General features: G+C 62.1%; 18 protein-coding genes. 8 read left to right on the top strand and 10 right to left on the bottom strand.

Features of this window, described 5'->3' with window-relative positions; translation table 11 throughout:
- Positions 1 to 2 precede the first annotated feature (2 nt).
- The 3 genes from MUU55_RS05240 (at position 3) to MUU55_RS05230 (ending at position 4,351) form a co-directional block, all read left to right on the top strand.
- The gene (locus MUU55_RS05240; protein WP_244759686.1) at positions 3 to 1,304 is read left to right on the top strand and encodes a DUF6638 family protein; all 1,302 of its coding nucleotides are present in this window, start codon (positions 3 to 5) and stop codon (positions 1,302 to 1,304) included.
- Entirely contained in the window at positions 1,297 to 2,448 is a 1,152-nt protein-coding gene (locus MUU55_RS05235; RefSeq protein WP_244759685.1) for a DUF2333 family protein, read from the top strand. Before MUU55_RS05240 ends, MUU55_RS05235 begins: the two co-directional genes overlap by 8 nt.
- Positions 2,449 to 2,671: 223 nt before the next feature.
- Complete coding sequence (locus MUU55_RS05230; protein ID WP_244759684.1) at positions 2,672 to 4,351, top strand: formate--tetrahydrofolate ligase; 1,680 nt, start codon at positions 2,672 to 2,674, stop codon at positions 4,349 to 4,351.
- Between the two features lie 249 nt (positions 4,352 to 4,600).
- Here MUU55_RS05230 and MUU55_RS05225 read toward each other — a convergent pair whose 3' ends face one another.
- The 3 genes from MUU55_RS05225 to MUU55_RS05215 form a co-directional block, all read right to left on the bottom strand.
- Complete coding sequence (locus tag MUU55_RS05225) at positions 4,601 to 5,107, bottom strand: DUF1993 domain-containing protein (protein WP_244759683.1); 507 nt, start codon at positions 5,105 to 5,107, stop codon at positions 4,601 to 4,603.
- 64 nt (positions 5,108 to 5,171) lie between these two features.
- Positions 5,172 to 5,900 carry an extensin-like domain-containing protein gene (locus MUU55_RS05220; RefSeq protein WP_244759682.1) on the bottom strand — a complete coding sequence of 243 codons (729 nt, stop codon included), beginning with the start codon at positions 5,898 to 5,900 and terminating at the stop codon, positions 5,172 to 5,174.
- A 156-nt stretch (positions 5,901 to 6,056) separates the two neighbouring features.
- Positions 6,057 to 6,365 (bottom strand): hypothetical protein, encoded by a 309-nt coding sequence (locus MUU55_RS05215; protein ID WP_244759681.1) that lies wholly within the window; start codon positions 6,363 to 6,365, stop codon positions 6,057 to 6,059.
- Positions 6,366 to 6,756: 391 nt separating this feature from the next.
- Here MUU55_RS05215 and MUU55_RS05210 point away from each other — a divergent pair, with 391 nt between their 5' ends.
- Complete coding sequence (locus MUU55_RS05210) at positions 6,757 to 8,946, top strand: anthranilate synthase (RefSeq protein WP_244759680.1); 2,190 nt, start codon at positions 6,757 to 6,759, stop codon at positions 8,944 to 8,946.
- 131 nt (positions 8,947 to 9,077) lie between these two features.
- Positions 9,078 to 9,995, top strand: coding sequence for a cation diffusion facilitator family transporter (locus tag MUU55_RS05205; protein WP_244759679.1), 918 nt, complete (start codon positions 9,078 to 9,080; stop codon positions 9,993 to 9,995).
- A gap of 66 nt (positions 9,996 to 10,061) precedes the next feature.
- Here MUU55_RS05205 and MUU55_RS05200 read toward each other — a convergent pair whose 3' ends face one another.
- A complete protein-coding gene (locus MUU55_RS05200; RefSeq protein ID WP_244759678.1) occupies positions 10,062 to 10,640 on the bottom strand; it encodes a HupE/UreJ family protein in 579 nt (192 codons plus the stop codon).
- Between the two features lie 252 nt (positions 10,641 to 10,892).
- On the opposite strand from MUU55_RS05200, the gene MUU55_RS05195 reads away from it, so the two are divergent.
- Entirely contained in the window at positions 10,893 to 11,471 is a 579-nt protein-coding gene (locus tag MUU55_RS05195; RefSeq protein WP_117366840.1) for an ATP-dependent Clp protease proteolytic subunit, read from the top strand.
- Positions 11,472 to 11,523: 52 nt separating this feature from the next.
- Here the strand turns inward: MUU55_RS05195 and MUU55_RS05190 are convergent, their stop codons facing one another.
- The gene (locus MUU55_RS05190) at positions 11,524 to 11,718 is read right to left on the bottom strand and encodes a hypothetical protein (RefSeq protein ID WP_244759677.1); all 195 of its coding nucleotides are present in this window, start codon (positions 11,716 to 11,718) and stop codon (positions 11,524 to 11,526) included.
- Positions 11,719 to 11,847: 129 nt separating this feature from the next.
- Here MUU55_RS05190 and MUU55_RS29065 point away from each other — a divergent pair, with 129 nt between their 5' ends.
- Together MUU55_RS29065 and leuA are read left to right on the top strand one after the other, a co-directional pair.
- Positions 11,848 to 11,973: a hypothetical protein gene (locus tag MUU55_RS29065; RefSeq protein ID WP_280518846.1), complete on the top strand. Its 126-nt coding sequence runs from the start codon at positions 11,848 to 11,850 to the stop codon at positions 11,971 to 11,973.
- Positions 11,974 to 12,109: 136 nt separating this feature from the next.
- Positions 12,110 to 13,819, top strand: coding sequence for a 2-isopropylmalate synthase (gene leuA, locus MUU55_RS05185; RefSeq protein WP_244759676.1), 1,710 nt, complete (start codon positions 12,110 to 12,112; stop codon positions 13,817 to 13,819).
- 71 nt (positions 13,820 to 13,890) lie between these two features.
- On the opposite strand, the gene MUU55_RS05180 is transcribed toward leuA, so the two are convergent.
- From MUU55_RS05180 to MUU55_RS05160, 5 genes are all read right to left on the bottom strand, one after another.
- Positions 13,891 to 14,457: a hypothetical protein gene (locus tag MUU55_RS05180; RefSeq protein ID WP_244759675.1), complete on the bottom strand. Its 567-nt coding sequence runs from the start codon at positions 14,455 to 14,457 to the stop codon at positions 13,891 to 13,893.
- Positions 14,458 to 14,626: 169 nt separating this feature from the next.
- Complete coding sequence (locus MUU55_RS05175; protein WP_244759674.1) at positions 14,627 to 15,475, bottom strand: anti-sigma factor family protein; 849 nt, start codon at positions 15,473 to 15,475, stop codon at positions 14,627 to 14,629.
- Positions 15,476 to 15,477: 2 nt separating this feature from the next.
- Positions 15,478 to 15,996, bottom strand: a complete 519-nt coding sequence (locus MUU55_RS05170; RefSeq protein WP_244759673.1) for an RNA polymerase sigma factor — start codon at positions 15,994 to 15,996, stop codon at positions 15,478 to 15,480.
- A gap of 193 nt (positions 15,997 to 16,189) precedes the next feature.
- A complete protein-coding gene (locus MUU55_RS05165; protein ID WP_425314132.1) occupies positions 16,190 to 16,825 on the bottom strand; it encodes a hypothetical protein in 636 nt (211 codons plus the stop codon).
- Positions 16,826 to 16,941: 116 nt separating this feature from the next.
- Complete coding sequence (locus MUU55_RS05160; RefSeq protein WP_244759672.1) at positions 16,942 to 17,844, bottom strand: metallophosphoesterase family protein; 903 nt, start codon at positions 17,842 to 17,844, stop codon at positions 16,942 to 16,944.
- Positions 17,845 to 17,869 lie beyond the last annotated feature (25 nt).

Genomic DNA, 17,869 nt, shown 5'->3' with positions numbered 1-17,869 from the left:
GTATGAAACGCCTCCTCGAAGCCGAACTGATCTATGGCCGGCTTTTGCCGGTGGACGAGCCGCACCTGGTCGAGCGCTACAACAAGGCGCTCGACGGTTTTGGTATCAAGCGTACGGCACTCACCAGCTTTCGCATCGACATGACCGGCTTCTCGCCCGAGATCGCCGACGAACTTGGCGACCGGGACTATCTCGATCCGAACCGCGTCAACCGCCGCTTCGTCATCATGACGCCGGAGCAGGTGAACCTGCCGGTCGTGCACACGAGTTTTTCCAACACGGCCGCGTTGATGCACGAGTTCTTCTCGGCGAACGCCCGCGCCATCAACGCGATCACCATCCGCGATGCGCTCTATGGCGAGATCGAGGATTCCGTTTCCGTCGTCAACGATATCGACGACCTGCTCTCGATCAACGAGGTGCGCTTCAAGGTGCTGTCGGCCGAGAATATGCTCGGCAAGGCGGGTGAACTGCGCACGCTCGTCGATCGGCTGAAGACGGTGCCGAATGCCTGGGCGGACGACGCCATGCTGAACCGCATGGTGGATCTCGCCAAGCAGACCGGCGATATCCGACAGAACGCGTTGGTTCCGGACCAGCTGGTCTTCCGGCACGAGGCCTATTGGGCGAACCATTTCGGCGGGGTCTATGTCTTTCTCGACGACAAGACGACAACCGTCATCTGCGATCCGACCGTGCCGGGTTTCCGACGTTCGCGGCCCTGGCAGGTGAGCTACATCGCGCTCGACGATCCCAAGCGCATCTTTGAGTTTCTCGTCTCGACCAAGCGGCTGGAACTGCCGCGCGCCTCTTGGGTGGAACAGTCCGGCCTCTTCCAGCATCGCGCGGATATGACGGTGGTCAATCTCGTCAACCAGGGCGACCCGACCACGGATATCGAAAAGGCGGACCGCATCTGGCTGCAGACCTGGATGCACCGCAACGCGGATCTCGTCGCCCGCGACGGCACCTATCCCTTCCTGCAGGAGGCGATCCGCACGGTGGCTGCGACCGGCGAGATCAAGATCAACGAGGTCCCGGCCGACAAGCGCTTCCTGCTGGTGCGCGCCGCCCCGGACCACCCCGATCAGTGGTTGGTCAACCGCCTGATTTCACAGATGGTTCCCTACGATTTCGTGTCGCGCTTCGTTTTCGACAAGCAGGGTTTCTACGCCGCTTACGAGCAATATAGCGAAAAGTTCCGCGCCTATGTTGTTGCGACGTTGACGCGGACCTATCTGCAAGACAAGGCTGCTTTCCGCAGGAAACTGTTCGGTATCAGAGAGGACGACGCCAATGCTTGACCCGATCGTCGCGTTTTTCCAACGCATCTTCGCGGCCATCGGCCGGGGCATCGGCCTCGTGATCGCTTGGATCCTCTGGCCGTTCATCACGGCCACGAACTGGTACAAGGCCCGCAGCTGGATCATCAAGGGGCCGATCGGCATCGGCCTTCTCCTGCTCGTCGGCTTCTACGCCTATTTCATCTGGCAAACGCAGGTCTGGAGCGGCTTCAACCCGGATTACGTCAACAGCTACAATCTCGCCCAGCGCAAGCAGGATGCGGGTGGCGCCACTTCGGGTGGCGCGGCGACGACATCGGCTGCCGGCGATGCCGCCGAACCGGAACCGAAGACCTGTGTGCGTTCGGCCATCGTCGACGTAACCGCGGACCTGATCGATTTCAACGTCAACCAGAATGCGTGGATTTCCTCCATGCTGCTCTACAAGGTCGGCCTTTTCGGAGTTGAATGGGACAAGACGCCCTGGATGGACAACAAGGCGGCCTTCCAGCGCGGCGTGAACCAGACGATCCGCCGCACGGCGGTGGAGTTGGTCGACGCGCTCGGTCGCGTGCGCGGCACCTCCGGCATCAACGCCGACCTGCAGCGCGCCCGTGGCAACATGCAGTTCGATGAGGAAACCTGGTATTTCGGCTCGGATTCACTGCTGCCGAAGACGCCGACGCCGAACTATTACCGCACGGCCATGGCGGACCTGCGCAAGTTCAACGCTTCGCTGGAAGCCTGCGATGCGATCTTCGACGGTCGTTCGGACAACCTGATCGAGTTCCTCGACCGCATCGCCAATGACATCGGTTCCACCTCCGCGATCATCCGCGAGCGTTCGGAGTTCCACAATGGCGGCTGGTTCGATACGCGGGCCGATGATCGCTTCTGGTTCGCCTTTGGCCAGCTCTATGGTTATTACGGCATCCTCTCGGCAGCCGGAGCGGATTTCGACGCGGTCATCAAGGCGCGCGGTATCGAGCCGCTATGGATCGAAACCATGAAGCAGCTTCGTTCGGCACTGAAAATCCAGCCGGCGATCATCTCGAACGGCCGCGAGGATGGCTGGATCATGCCGACGCACCTTGCCACGATGGGCTTCTATATCCTGCGCGTGCGCTCCAACCTCGTGGAGATGCGCGACGTCCTGGCACGCTGATCCCGCAGCAATTTTGAGTCGGTGCGTATCTTCGGATGCGCGCCGTTTTCGCTTCGGGCGCAAATTAATCGGCAAATGTCGCGTCTGGCGTATCGGGCGGCAAATTACGACGTGGCGTTGCGGGCCGCTTCACGCTGAAATGGCGTTGTAAGACAAGAAAGCGCCGCCTTCGGGAGAGGAGCCCGATTGCGGTAGAAACGCGCTAAAGAGGGAGCGACACCGCATGGCCGACGTGAAGTCCGATATCGAAATTGCCCGCGCCGCCAAGAAGAAACCGATCCTTGAGATCGGTGCAAAACTCGGCATTCCCGCCGAACATCTGCTGCCCTACGGCCATGACAAGGCGAAGATCGGCGCCGAATTCATCGCGGCGCAGAAGGACAGGAAGAACGGCAAGCTGATCCTCGTCACCGCGATCAACCCGACACCGGCCGGCGAGGGAAAGACGACGACGACGGTCGGCCTCGGCGACGGCCTCAACCGGATCGGTAAGAAGGCGATCACCTGCATTCGCGAAGCTTCGCTCGGCCCCTGCTTCGGGGTGAAAGGCGGAGCAGCCGGCGGCGGTTATGCGCAGGTCGTGCCGATGGAGGACATGAACCTCCATTTCACCGGCGACTTCCACGCCATCACCTCGGCGCATAATCTGCTGTCGGCGCTGATCGACAACCACATCTACTGGGGCAACGAGCAGAATATCGATATCCGGCGCATTGCCTGGCGGCGCGTGATGGACATGAACGACCGGGCGCTGCGCCACATCGTGGCCTCCCTAGGCGGCGTTGCCAATGGCTATCCGCGCGAGACCGGTTTCGATATCACGGTCGCCTCCGAGGTGATGGCGATCCTCTGTCTATCGACGGATTTGAAAGATCTCGAAAAGCGCCTCGGAAATATCATCATCGGCTATCGTCGCGACAAGTCGCCGGTTTTTGCCCGCGACATCAAGGCCGACGGCGCGATGACGGTGCTTCTGAAAGACGCCATGCAGCCGAACCTCGTGCAGACGCTGGAAAACAATCCGGCCTTCGTGCATGGCGGTCCCTTCGCCAACATCGCCCACGGCTGCAATTCCGTCATCGCCACCACGACGGCCCTGAAGCTGGCCGACTATGTGGTGACGGAGGCTGGTTTCGGCGCGGATCTCGGGGCTGAAAAATTCTTCGATATCAAGTGCCGCAAGGCTGGACTGAAGCCGGACGCGGCCGTCATCGTCGCAACGGTACGCGCCATGAAAATGAATGGCGGCATCAAGAAGGACGAGCTCGGCAAGGAGAATGTCGATGCGGTGAAGAAGGGATGCGCGAATCTCGGCCGCCATGTGCAGAACGTCAAGAAATTCGGCGTGCCCGTCGTCGTCGCGATCAATCACTTCATTTCCGATACGGATGCCGAGATCCAGGCGGTGAAGGACTATGTCGCGACGCTCGGCGCGGAGGCTATTCTCTGCAGGCACTGGGCGCAGGGCTCCGCCGGCATCGAGGATCTCGCGCACAAAATCGTCGAGCTTGCCGAATCCGGCCTCTCGCAGTTTTCGCCGCTCTATCCGGATGCGATGCCCCTGTTCCAGAAGATCGAGACGATCGCCAAGGATATCTACCATGCCGGCGAAGTCATCGCCGACAAGGCGGTGCGCGACCAGCTGCGCGTCTGGGAGGATCAGGGCTATGGCAACCTGCCGGTCTGTATGGCCAAGACCCAATATTCGTTCTCAACCGATCCAAACCTGCGCGGCGCGCCCTCAGGCCACACGGTGCCGGTACGCGAAGTCCGGCTATCGGCCGGCGCCGGCTTCGTCGTCGTCATCACCGGGGAAATCATGACCATGCCCGGCCTGCCGAAGGTGCCGTCGTCGGAGAAGATTTTTCTCAACGAGCAGGGGTACATTGAGGGGCTGTTCTGAGGTTAGCGTAGCGCGGAGCCTGGTCGGCCCGTAACTGCTGTCTGGTGCTGGTGAGGCGCTGCCTTGAGTGCCTGTTCCTGTGCCCGCTGAGTTCGTCTACTCCCTCTCCTCCGTAATGGTCGGGCTTGACCCGACCATCCACGCTCCGAGTGCGGCGGTGGATCCTCGGGTCAAGCCCGAGGATGACGTCAGTGGGGAGGAGGGCTTTTTGATCGATGGTCGCCACCTCCAAGATTGGCATAGCCGCGCTTACGCCCGGCCCAAAAAGTCCAGCTTGCCGACAGCGACGCCGTTGTGGCGCAGGATCGCGTAGGCCAGGCTCAGGTGGAAGTAGAAATTCGGCAGGACGAAGGTGAGGATGTATTCCTTGCCGGAGGAGCTGAGTTCGCCGCCACGCGTCTTCACCGTCACGATGCGCTCTGCCGCGCCCTCGAAGGCGGGCTCCTGCACGGCGGCGAGGTAGTCCGTCGTCTTCTGGATGCGGGCGCGCAGGTCGGCGAGCGTCACCTCCTCATCGGCGAAGCTCGGCGCTTCCGTGCCGGTGAGGCGGCCTGCTGCGGCCTTGGCGGTGTCGCTGAGGCGCTGGATCTGGCCGGCAAGCGAGAGCATGTCGGGCGCGAGGCGTGCATTGACGAGGATTTCCGGCTTGATCTTCTTCTCCTCGGCAAAAGCCTCGGCCTTGTCGAGCAGCTTGGTGAGCACGGCAAAACCGCGCTGGAGGGTGGGGATGGTGAGTTCGTAGGCGGAAATCGACATGGAAGGGTCCTTTGGAGGATGACGCGGCGAATGCCGCGCTACAGATAGGAAGCGACGTGGCGGCTTACCAGCAGTAGCGATAGCCGCCGCGCCGTTCTTTCACGTCGAGATGCAGATGGTTCTGGTGGGCGGCGTCGCTGCCGGGGTCGAGCACCGTCGTGAAATAGAGGCACGCGGCCTCGGTGATGGCGCGCTGGAAGGCGCCCTCCAGCGTGGGCTCCTTATCCGCGGGGCGGATGGTGATCGTCTTGCCGCTCTTCAGCGTGAAGCCGGCAATATCGAGCGCATTGCCGAAAGCGTGTTCGGAAATCTTGCCTTCTTCGGCACCGTTGCGGTTCTTGCAGACATAGGCCGAAGCCTGCGAGAGCACTGTGATCGTTTCGCCGGGCATCGCGGCTTCCAGCGAGGGTTTGACCGATGCATCCAGCCAGCGCGTGACCTGCAAGGCCGCCTCGCAGCGCACCGTCGCTTCCGGCTCGACCTTCACGCCGCCGGGAAGCCCCTTGAGCAAAACGGGTTTGTCGATGCCGCAGGCCGCGCCGTCATTGACGACCGGTGCCTCCTCGAAGGTCACGCCGAGGGTTTTCAATTCCGTCCGGCAGGCCGCTTCCGCCTTCGCGTCCTCGTGCGGGCGCTGCGCCGCCTTCTCAGCCTCCGCCTTGGCCTTCTTGTCTGCTTCCGCCTTGGCGTCTTCCTGTGCCTGGCGCCCGGCATCCTCTTTCACCGAGGCATCCGGCGCTGTTTCGGCATCCTTGTTCGCTTTGTCCTCAGCCTTCTGCTCGGGCCGGGACACGGGCAGGGGGCCGTCCTTCGGCAGGTCGGCAGCCCCGGCGAGAAGCGGAATGGCGAGGATGAGGAGGAGGGCGCGGCGGTGTGCGATGGGTCGGTCTCCCGGCTGACAAGGTCAGCGGGGAAACGCCGTTCGACGAAATTGGTTGCCGCTGGCCTGCTAGATGCCGGCGCCGTGCACGATTTCCATCGGCAGATCGCTGCGCGCCGAACAGTCTTCGACGATGGTGCGCACCTTCTCGATCAGGTGAATATTATCCCCCGCATCGTTGTCGCCGATGAGGTCGAGGAAGAAGCCGGCCATGGTGCGGGCTTCCTCTGCCGTCTGTGGTTCGTGCTGGTAGATCGCATCGAAGACATGCGCGATCTGACCGTCGAGCCGCTTGAACTCGGGGGTTTCGTAGTCTTCCAATGTGCCCGCGAGCTGGCGCTGCATTTCGCGGAATTCTTCGACCATGATGGCGACCATGGGTATTTGCCTTGATTCTAATGTTCCAAGCCGGGGGAGTTAGCACATGCTCATAGAATGGGCAAATCCCCGGATATGGCGAATTTCGCGAACTTGACAAATTGTTGCTTGTTGATCTCGAAGCACGCAGGATTGGCAAACTTCAAAGCGCTTCGGCCGCAATTTTCCGCAAGTGAGCCCATTCCCGCAATCGCCCTTGCGCGGCGGCGCACTTCACGCTAACACTTCCGCCCATGGAAAAGATGATCAACATCGCTGGTTGGTGGTGGGTTCGCTGAGGCGGCCTTGACCAGTCATGCGTGATTGAGACGACAAGCCGCCCGGAACCTTCGAGGCGGCTTTTTTGTTTTTGGCCGCCTTCCGAAGACCGGGCCTGAAACGGAGTTGGGGAATGGCGACGAGAATACTGGAAGACAGCGGCGAAGCCTATGAAACCAAGGGCGGCGTGACCGTCACCCGCCGCCGCCGCGCGGCGGATTATACAAACGCGATTTCCGCCTATGTCGACAAACTCGACGAGCGACGCGGTGCCGTCTTCTCCTCGAACTACGAATATCCGGGCCGCTACACGCGCTGGGATACCGCCGTCGTCGATCCGCCGCTCGCCATCTCCTCCTTCGGCCGCTCCGTCTGGATCGAAGCGTACAATGGCCGCGGCGAGGTGCTGCTGGAGTTCATTGTGGAGCGTCTCGCGTCCGTGCCGGAACTGCAGCTCGGTGCGCACACCTCCACGCGTCTCGATCTCGACGTGAAGCTGCCCGACCGGGTCTTTACCGAGGAAGAACGCTCCAAGATGCCGACGGTCTTCACCGTGCTGCGCGCCGTGACGGACCTGTTCCATTCCGATCAGGATGCCAGCCTCGGCCTCTACGGCGCCTTCGGCTACGATCTCGCCTTCCAGTTCGATGCCATCGAACTCAAGCTGAAGCGGCCGGACGACCAGCGTGACATGGTGCTCTTCCTGCCGGATGAAATCCTCGTCGTCGACCACTATGCCGCCAAAGCGTGGATCGACCGCTACGACTTTGCAAAGGACGGGCTTTCGACGGAAGGCAAGGGCGAGACCATCGGTTCCGAGCCGTTCCAGACCGTCGACGTCATTCCGCCGCATGGCGATCACCGTCCCGGCGAATATGCCGAGCTGGTCGTCAAGGCCAAGGAAAGTTTCCGCCGTGGCGACCTCTTCGAAGTCGTGCCCGGCCAGAAATTCTTCGAGCGCTGCGAAAGCAAGCCGTCGGAAATCTCGCGCCGTCTCAAGGCGATCAACCCGTCGCCCTATTCGTTCTTCATCAATCTCGGCAACCAGGAATATCTCGTCGGCGCCTCGCCGGAAATGTTTGTGCGCGTGTCAGGCCGCCGCATCGAAACCTGCCCGATCTCCGGTACGATCAAGCGCGGTGACGACCCGATCGCCGACAGCGAGCAGATCCTGAAGCTTCTGAACTCCAAGAAGGACGAATCCGAGCTGACCATGTGCTCGGACGTCGACCGCAACGACAAGAGCCGCGTCTGCGAGCCCGGTTCGGTCAAGGTCATCGGTCGCCGGCAGATCGAGATGTATTCACGCCTCATCCACACGGTCGATCATATCGAAGGCCGTCTTCGTGACGACATGGATGCCTTCGACGGCTTCCTGTCGCATGCCTGGGCCGTCACCGTCACCGGCGCGCCGAAGCTCTGGGCGATGCGCTTCATTGAGGCGCATGAGAAGAGCCCGCGCGCATGGTATGGTGGGGCGATCGGCATGGTCGGCTTCAATGGTGACATGAACACAGGGCTTACGCTGCGCACCATCCGCATCAAGGACGGCATTGCCGAGGTGCGCGCCGGCGCGACCCTGCTTTACGATTCCAACCCGGAAGAAGAAGAAGCCGAAACCGAACTGAAGGCCTCCGCCATGATCGCAGCCATCCGCGACGCCAAGTCCGGCAACTCCTCCAAGGTCCAGCGCGACGTCGCGTCGGTCGGTGCGGGCGTCAAGATCCTGCTGGTCGATCACGAAGACAGCTTCGTCCACACGCTCGCCAACTATTTCCGCCAGACCGGCGCAGACGTGACGACGGTGCGCACACCCGTGCCGGAGGAGATTTTCGACCGGATCAAGCCTGATCTCGTCGTGCTTTCGCCTGGCCCCGGCAGCCCGAAGGATTTCGACTGCAAGGCGACGATCAAGAAGGCGCGCGCCCGCAGCCTGCCGATCTTCGGCGTCTGCCTCGGCCTGCAAGCACTGGCGGAAGCCTATGGCGGCGATCTGCGCCAGCTTGCCATCCCCATGCATGGCAAGCCGTCGCGCATCCGCGTGTTGGAGCCCGGTATCGTCTTCTCTGGTCTCGGCAAGGAAGTGACGGTCGGCCGCTACCATTCGATCTTCGCCGATCCCGCGACATTGCCGCGTGATTTCATCATCACGGCGGAGAGCGAGGACGGCACGATCATGGGCATCGAACATTCAAGCGAGCCCGTGGCCGCTGTGCAGTTCCATCCCGAATCCATCATGACGCTCGGTCAGGACGCCGGCATGCGCATGATCGAGAACGTGGTGGCGCACCTCTCCAAAAAAGCCAAGGTAAAAGCCGCCTGAGGCTTTGACAAAACGGCCGAACTGGCCGATAGGGACCTCAAGAGAAAACCGCGTGCACGTCCCCGTGCGCGCGGTTTTGCGTTGATGGGCCAGGCTTTTTGCAACTCGTTTGCATGCGCATGGAGAGCTTTATGGAAAATTCACATAGCGGTACGGTCAAGCGGCTGGCGCTTTGGAGCATCCCCTTGTCGCTGGGTGTGATGGGGCTGAAGCTTGTGGCCTGGTGGGTGACCGGCTCGGTCGCGCTTCTGTCCGACGGCATGGAATCGAGCGTCAACGTTGTCGCGGCCATCGTTGCCTTCGCGGCGATCAGCTATGCGGCGAAGCCCGCCGATACGACCCATCCATTCGGCCATCACAAGGCAGAATATCTTTCGGCGGTTCTGGAGGGCGTGCTGATCGTCGTGGCGGCGCTGCTCATCGTGAAGGAGGCCCTGCCGGCCGTCTTTGCGCCGACGGCGATGGAAGCGCCGGTGCTCGGCCTTGCGATCAACTTCCTGGCTGGCGCGATCAATGCGCTCTGGGCCTATGTACTGATCCGCGCCGGCCGGCGCTACCGTTCGCCGGCCCTGTCCGCGGATGGGCAGCACATCCTCTCCGACGTTGTCACCTCGGCCGGCGTGCTCGTCGGTCTCGTCCTGGCGATTGTGACAGGCTATGCGGTGCTCGATCCCTTGCTGGCCGTGCTCGTCGCGCTCAACATCCTCTACCAGGGCTGGAAGGTCATCGCCCATTCTGTCGACGGCCTGATGGATCATGCGGTCGAGCCGAGCGAGGCGGAGGCGATTCAGGCCGCCATCGCCGCCAACGGCACGGGGTCGCTTGGCGTACACGACTTGAAGACACGACGCGCCGGCTCGGCCACGTTCGTCGATTTCCACCTCGTCGTGCCGGCGGCGATGCCGGTCGGCAAGGCGCACGAAATCTGCGACCGGCTGGAGGAGGCGATCGTCGCGGTGCAGCCCGGCGCGCAGATCGCCATCCATGTCGAGCCGGAAACCGAAAAGGCGCACGGCATCAAGGTCAGGATCGAAAGGATCCCCCGATAGGCAGGATGGAACGGCGCGCCGTCGCGAAAAGCTGGCGGGTCGAGAAGCCCCGCCAGCCCGAGGGGATCAGCCGAAGGCGAGGAGCAGGCCGGCGGCCGCAGTCAGGCCGCCGATGATGCGCGAAACCACCGCGCCGCCTGATGCGCGGGCGATACCAAGACCGAGCGCGATGCCCGCGACATGCAGCAGAGCCGTCGCGATGACGAAACCGACGCCAAACTGGAAGGCGCCGGCCGAGCCGAGCTCGCCGCCATGGGCATGGCCATGGAAGAGAGCGAAGACGGCGACGATGGCGGCGGAGGCCACGGTGTCGAGCTTTACGGCCATCGCGACCAGCAGGCCGAGAGCAACGACAGAAGCAAGGATCGCCGGTTCCACGAAGGGCAGGCCGATGCCGGCGAGGGCAAGTCCGAAGCCGAGCGCCATCGTGCCGACGAAGGCGCTTGGCACCACCCAGAGCGCCCTGCCGCCGATTTGTGCGGCCCAGAGGCCGACGGCGACCATAACGAGGATATGATCGAGCCCGAACAGCGGATGCGAAAAACCGGCCATGAAGGAGCCGTGTTCTTCGGGATTGAGATGGGCAAAAGCCGGAGCGGTCGTGGTGGCCAGTGCGGCAATTACCAGCATGAAGCGTCTGATCATGGCACCCTCCTGTTCGCCGCCTGCAAGCAGGGTACGGCGTTTTGTGGAAAACTGCATACTAGGAACGATGATGGCGGCGAGTCCATACGCAATTCGCGCAGGCGTTGTGTGAGAGGCGCATTTACCGTGTTTTCCGGAGGCACGGGCGGGGCTCTATCGCCCTCTATCGGTTTTGTTGCATTGTCTTGGCCAGTGAGTCGCATTATCTGACAGCGACCAAGACTATTCTGACGATAAATCCGGAGACTTTGGATGAGCGACGAGGACGACAAGAAGACGGAACTGCCCCTGGGCAAGGAAACGGAGGCGAACCTTTTCAAGTCGCGTTCGATCTTCATCTACGGGCCGATCAACCAGGAACTGGCGCAGAAGGTCTGCTCGCAGCTCGTGGCGCTTGCCGCCGCCAGCGACGAAGACATCCGCATCTACGTCAATTCGCCGGGCGGCCATGTCGAATCGGGCGATTCGATCCATGACATGATCAAGTTCATCAAGCCGAAGGTCTGGATGATCGGTACGGGCTGGGTCGCCTCCGCCGGTGCGCTGATCTACGTCGCGGCACCGAAGGAGCAGCGCCTTTGCCTGCCCAACACCCGCTTCCTGCTGCATCAACCGTCGGGCGGCACCCGGGGCATGGCATCGGACATCGAGATCCAGGCCCGTGAAATCATCAAGATGAACGAGCGCCTAAATAAGATCTTCGCCGACGCCACCGGCCAGCCGATCGAGAAGATCGCCAAGGACACGGACCGCGACTACTGGCTCTCCGCCGAGGAAGCAAAGGGCTACGGCCTCGTTTCGCGCATCGTGACTTCGCAGGCCGATATCTGAGCGGACGCGCTTTCGCTGAATTGAGAACCCTCCGCCATCGGCGGAGGGTTTTTTATCGCTTGCGGCGCGAGAACGGATCGCGCGGATCGTTGTTGCCGATCGAGCGCTCGTAAAGGCACTGGATCTTGTAGTCGCTGATGGCGCCGTAGAGGCGGGTGCAATAGGCATTGTCCTCGATCGTCTGGGGCGAGGGCGGCGTCATGCATCCGGCAAGGAGCGCGAGGGGGATGAGGGAAAGATACTTCATGATTGTCGCCTAAGCTCTATGCTTCGAGTGTCCGCGTCAATTGTGTCTTTTGATGAACGGTGCGGCCGGTATCAAAGTTTCAGGTGGCGGGTGCTTGCGCTTTGGCCAGCCCGCCGGTATAGACGGCCTATGTTGAAGACCAGCGCACAGATCATCGAACGCGTTTCGCGCGGCAGCACTGCCGTCGTCGAGCGTTCGCGCGGCTTCTCCTCGCTTCTTCTTCTCGGCCTTACGCGCGGTTGCCGGGTTCGCTGAGGAGCGCCCGGCGGCCGACAAAGCCCGCCCGGCAATAGCTCCTCGTTTCACCCCCAGTGTATGAATTCCGATGCATTCGTGCTCGTTAGGCGCTATGACGCTTTCGCGAATGCCGGGATGACGAAGAGACGAAGCAATGATTTTGAAGACCCATTCTCCCAAGCAGGGCATGCCCGAGGCCGCCGCCAAGTATCAGGCCTATCCGACCATCAACATTCCCGACCGCACATGGCCGGGCAAGGTCATCGACAAGGCGCCGATCTGGTGTTCGGTTGACCTGCGCGACGGCAACCAGTCGCTGATCAACCCGATGGGCCACGACCGCAAGGCCCGCATGTTCCAGCTGTTGCTCGACATGGGCTTCAAGGAAATCGAGATCGGTTTCCCTTCCGCCTCGCAGACCGATTTCGACTTCGCCCGCTGGTGCGTCGAAGAGGGCAATGTGCCCGAGGACGTGTCCTTGCAGGTTCTGGTGCAATGCCGCCCCGAACTGATCACCCGCACCTTCGAGGCGCTGGAAGGCGCGCATAACCCGATCATCCATTTCTACAATTCGACCAGCGAATTGCAGCGCCGCGTGGTGTTCGCCAAGGATGTCCATGGCATCAAGCAGATCGCTACCGACGCCGCCAAGTTGATCACCGACATGGCCGCCAAGGCCGGCGGTGGCTATCGCTTCGAATATTCGCCGGAGAGCTTTACCGGCACCGAGCTGGAAGTGGCGCTGGAGATCTGCAACGCGGTCGTCGAGATCGTGAAGCCGACGGCCGACAACAAGCTGATACTGAACCTGCCCTCCACCGTCGAGATGGCGACGCCGAACATCTATGCCGACCAGATCGAATGGATGTGCCGCAACATCGACAACCGTGAGAACGTCATCATCTCGCTGCACCCGCACAACGACCGCGGTACGGGTATCGCTGCGACGGAACTCGGCCTGATGGCCGGTGCCGACCGCGTCGAAGGCACGCTGTTCGGCAATGGCGAGCGCACCGGCAATGTCGATGTCGTCACGCTTGCGCTCAACATGTACACGCAGGGCGTCGATCCCAAGCTCGACTGCTCGGATATCGAGCGCATCAAGTCGGTCTATGAATATTCCAACGAGATGGCCATTCCGGAACGTCATCCCTATGTCGGCGAGCTGGTCTACACGGCCTTCTCGGGCTCGCACCAGGACGCCATCAACAAGGGCATGAAGGCCATCAAGAAGGCCAACAAGCCGCTCTGGGAAGTGCCCTATCTGCCGATCGACCCGCAGGACGTCGGCCGTTCCTACGAGGCGATCATCCGCATCAACTCGCAATCCGGCAAAGGCGGCATCGCTTACATTCTGCAGGAAGACTACGGCATCAACCTGCCGCGCAACCTGCAAGTCGAGTTCCGCGACGAGATCCAGCGCATCACGGACGAAGAGGGTGTCGAGCTGCCGACCAAGCGCATTCATGAGAGCTTCATGGAGCGGTACGTCACCCAGCCCGGCACGCGCATCCGCTTCGTCGATCACCATACCTATCCGGACGAAAGCGGCCAGAAGGGCTCGCGCATCGTCGCCGCCGAGGTGACCGATGGCGGCGAGACGAAGCGCATCGAAGGCAAGGGCACCGGCCCGATCGACGGCTTCATCAACGCGCTGTCGATCTATCTCGGCATCCCGATGTCGGTCGCCGACTATTCCGAGCATTCGCTCCAGCAGGGCTCGAACGCGGCGGCCATCGCCTATGTCGAGGTGGTGCATCCCGGCGGCAAGCTGTTCGGCGTCGGCATCAACACCAACATCGTGACGGCCTCACTCGAGGCCATCGTCTCGGCGGCCAACCGCGTGCTCGCAACGCGCGGCTGATCGGTCTGCAGATCCGCAGGAGAGGCCCGGCAGCATCTTGCCGGGCTTTTTCTTTTGGCGCGTGGCGTGCCTTACCCGGCGAAGATGGCCGTTGCCCCGAGAACGTAGATGACGGCCGTGGCGACGGCCGCGATCACGACGGTTTTGCTTTTCGCGAAGGCGGCGGTGAGCAGCAGCGCGTAGTAGATCAGGTTGAGGGTGATCCAGAGCGTAAAATCCTGCAGGGGCCACGGCGTGGTGAAAGCGGAGATCGCCGGCGGGATCTGGGTCATGAGGTTGCTGCCGAGCACGCAATACACCACCACGCGCCGGTGCTCCATGATGTGGTTGTCGAGCGTATCCTTTTCCGTCGCCTTCGGGAAAACCTGGGTGGCGGCGAAATAATAGAGCAGGGCGACCACCGCCACGGCATAGGCGATCATGTGGTTGATGTCGGCCATCTCGCGATAGGCCCAGGCGTTCATCCAGAACGTGACGAGATCCACCAGAAGCATAAGGCCGAAGAGGGGGGCGACGATGCCGATCCGACGCTGCTGCCGTTCGTCATAGGCGCGCGAGAAACCGGAGACGACTTCGACGACGGCGAGGCCGAGCAGCAGCCCGTAAAAGGCGAACATGAAGCCGAACGCGTCGCTCATCGAACTCTCCCGAAATGTGCGAGTCCCTCTTCGCCGATTCGACGCGGGACCCACAAGAGGCGGTGAAGCCCGCATGTGCCTTCATGGCTGGCCAATGTTGGGAACGAGGGAGCGAAGGAAGGACATGGCCGTGGCGTCGCCGCGGCCGGTCTGCGTAGCTTGTGAAGGGCTAAATGGTCGTGGAGACCACTTCGGCGATGCGTTCCAGGTTCGGGTCTGCCGACGGGCCTACCACGACGAAGGAGGCGTTGCCCCGCTGCCAGGAAACGAGGCCGATGTCGTTGCGCATGCTCTCGGCAAGCGTCGTCTTGCCCTCGACCGGTTCGCTCTGGAGGAAACAGATGGCGAAGATCTCGTTTTCGGCATCGCGGTAGAGCAGCTGTGCCGTCGGCTTGCCGCCGGCGACCAGCAGGCGCGCGCCCTCGAAGGTGAGGTTCTGTGCGGTAAGATCGGGCAGGGTGAAGGCAACACCGGTGCTGGCCGACAGCCACTCCACGATGTGCTCCTTGTCGCTCGCCGGCACTTCCACGAGATGGCGCGTCTGGCGCGCATAGATGCGATGATAGTCCGCGATGTCGTCCAGCCAGGTGCGGGGTGCGGCAGCGATCTGAAGTGGTGCGTCGGTGTCCTGCTGTTCCGAGATGAGATACCCGGCGACGCCGCCTGCCATGAAAATCGCCAGCGACGCGGCAAGCGCCTGAGGCCAGAACGTGCTGCGCCGCGCTGCGGGCGCTGCGGCGACGGGAACACCGGCAATGCCGAGTTTCGGCGCGTCGTCCTCGCTGGCACGGGCTTCCTTGATATTGCGCACGAGATCGAGCGGAATCGGCTCCTGCAGCATCCTCTCGAAGGCGCGGGCGCCGAATTCGCTGCCGAGCTTCAATTTCTCGAACACCTCACGCGCATCGTCGTCCTGCGCGAGAATCTCGTCGATTTCGTTCATTTCCGAGCGCGGCAGCTGGCCGTCGAGATAGGCGGACAGCCGCACTTCGATGGGGAGACCCTGTGTGCTTTCCACTGTCAGGCCCTCCTTTCCGTCTGTTCCGAGATCATGGCCGCGAGCCGGATACGGGCCGCCGAAAGCCGGCTCATCACCGTGCCGATGGGAATGCCGAGAATGTCGGCGGCTTCGCGATAGCTGTGGCCTTCCACATTCACCAGAAGGAAGACGCTGGAAAGGCCCTCGGGCATGGTCATGATCAACTTGTGCAACTGCTTGGCATAGACGGCCTTGTCGGCCGACGCCTCGATGTGAAGAGTATCCTGCTCGGCGACATCTACCGTGCCTGACCCTGTGCGGACCTTTCGCTTGCGGATTTCGTCCACCCACAGATTGCGCGTCATGGCATAAATCCAGCTTTCCAGCCGGCCTTCCCCGTTCCAGAGATGACTCCGCGTGATGGCGCGTTCGCAAGCCTCCTGCACGAGATCGTCTGCATCGCTGCTGTTGCGCGTCAGCGTCATGGCAAAACGGCGCAACTTCGGCAGCAAATTGACCAATTCTCGCCGGAACTCATTCGATTCTGCCGTCGGACGCATTGCTTTTCCAAGGAAACGTTCGGGATCAAAACTCTATTCGCTTCCTGAGCGGATGCGACCGCTTGATATGAAACATTCTTCCTAGGGTCTGCAAGCATGAACGGCATCCCGGAGCGCAGTTTCCCGCGTTCCTCAACGATTGATCTTGATATGGCCGGCGCCGTCCCATTCTCGGACGGCGCCTGATGGCCTGTTAATAGGTGGTCCGCTCGCCGCCGAGCGACTGGAGAAGCGCGCGGTAGGCCCAGGTGTTCTCACCGCCGCGGTCGCGGATTTCGACGAGCTGGACGCGGGCACCCTCGATGTCGCCCTGGTCGATCAGGGCCTGGCCCATATAGGAGCGGGCGAGGATATAGTTCTCGTCCTTCTGCAGCGCGCGCTTGTAGTAGGTCATTCCGAGCTTGATGTTGCCGAGCTTGCGGGTGTTGTAGCCCATATAGTTGAGGATGCGCGGGTCTTCCTGATTGTAGGCGGCGCGCAGCGCCCGCAGCGCATTCTCATGCTGGCCGGCATAGGCGAATTCACGCGCCGCTGTGTAGAGCTTGTCGTCGATCTCGCGCTCCGTCTTCTTCTGTTCTTCCGTCTTGGCCTTGTCGTCTGCCGGCGTTGTGCCCTCGGCGGGCGTGGTTTCGGCGGGTTTCATGTCCTCGGGCGCGACGCATTCCTTCTTTTCCTCGTTCCAGATCTTGCCGTCCGTGCAGGTCGTCGTCGTTTCCGTGGCGACCGGCGGCGTGGTGGTGTCGGAATCGGCGGCGCGTGCAGCCGAAAGCGCCGTGAAAGAGACGGCGGCGCAGAATGAAAGCAGCATGGTGTGGCGGAGCATGGTCATGGGTTCCCTCTCGATCGGAATCTGCCGGACGCGGGCCGTCTTGAACGGCCTGCTTTCGGCAGGCCACTCTGAGAGGGAAGTACGGATGGGCGAGGGGGTTTATTCGCTGAAAAGCGTCAGAAACGCGTGGTTTCCGCAAGCGTCAGCGCAAGGCCGTCCGGCGTCAGCGCGTAGCGCTCGCGCATGAGGTTCCAGTTTCCGGGCGTGCCCGCAATTGTGAAGAGATTGTAGCCCGCCGGCGGTTTGTGACCGCCCGGTCCCTGGGAGGCCGAGGCGATACCGACCACCGGCACCTGCTTCGTCTGGCCCGGCAGCCAGTGCACGGTGTTGAGGTGGGTATGGCCGTGCAGCACGAGTTCGGCGCCGCCAGTGGAAATCGTTGCGGCGAAGCGGCGGATGCCGATCATGCGTTTGTGGAAGGAGGTCGCGCCGCGGATCGGCGGGTGGTGGATCATCACGACGCGGAAGAGCCCGGCCTCGCCGGCCGCCCGCAGCAGGTTGACCGTCTCACGCGCCTGCCGGCTGCCAAAATAGCCCGATGCGGAAAAGGGCGGCGTGGCGACGGCCGTCGAGCAACCGATGATCGCGACCTGCCCGCGGATGCGCATATAGGGGAAGACATGCCTGTCTTCTTCCCATTCGGCCGGTGCTGCATCGCCGCGCATATAGGGATACCAGGCCCGCGTCGTCTTCTCATAGGCGCCGCGCACATAGGCGTCATGATTGCCCGGCACGACCGAGACGTGTTCCGGCGTGCCGGCTTCCGGCAGCCATTTCTTGACCGCCGAGATTTCCAGGGACGAGGCGAGGTTCACGAGGTCGCCGGTGATCGCCAGATGATCGGGATCGCGCCGCTCGATATCGTCGAGCACGATGTCCAGCGTATTGGCAAAGAGATGGCGCCGACGGTTGCGGTGCCAATTGACGAAACCGGTGATCCGCTTGGAAAAAAGCTCGAGAAAGGTGAGGGCTGGCAACGGACCGAGATGAACGTCCGATATGTGGGCAAGTCTGAACATACCCCTCCTTAGAGCATAAGGCCGT

Origin of the sequence: Shinella curvata (assembly GCF_022899935.1) — a bacterium.
Taxonomy (GTDB): domain Bacteria; phylum Pseudomonadota; class Alphaproteobacteria; order Rhizobiales; family Rhizobiaceae; genus Shinella; species Shinella curvata.
The sequence above is the reverse complement of the archived record's forward strand: the minus strand, read 5'-3'. Positions and strand labels throughout refer to the sequence as shown.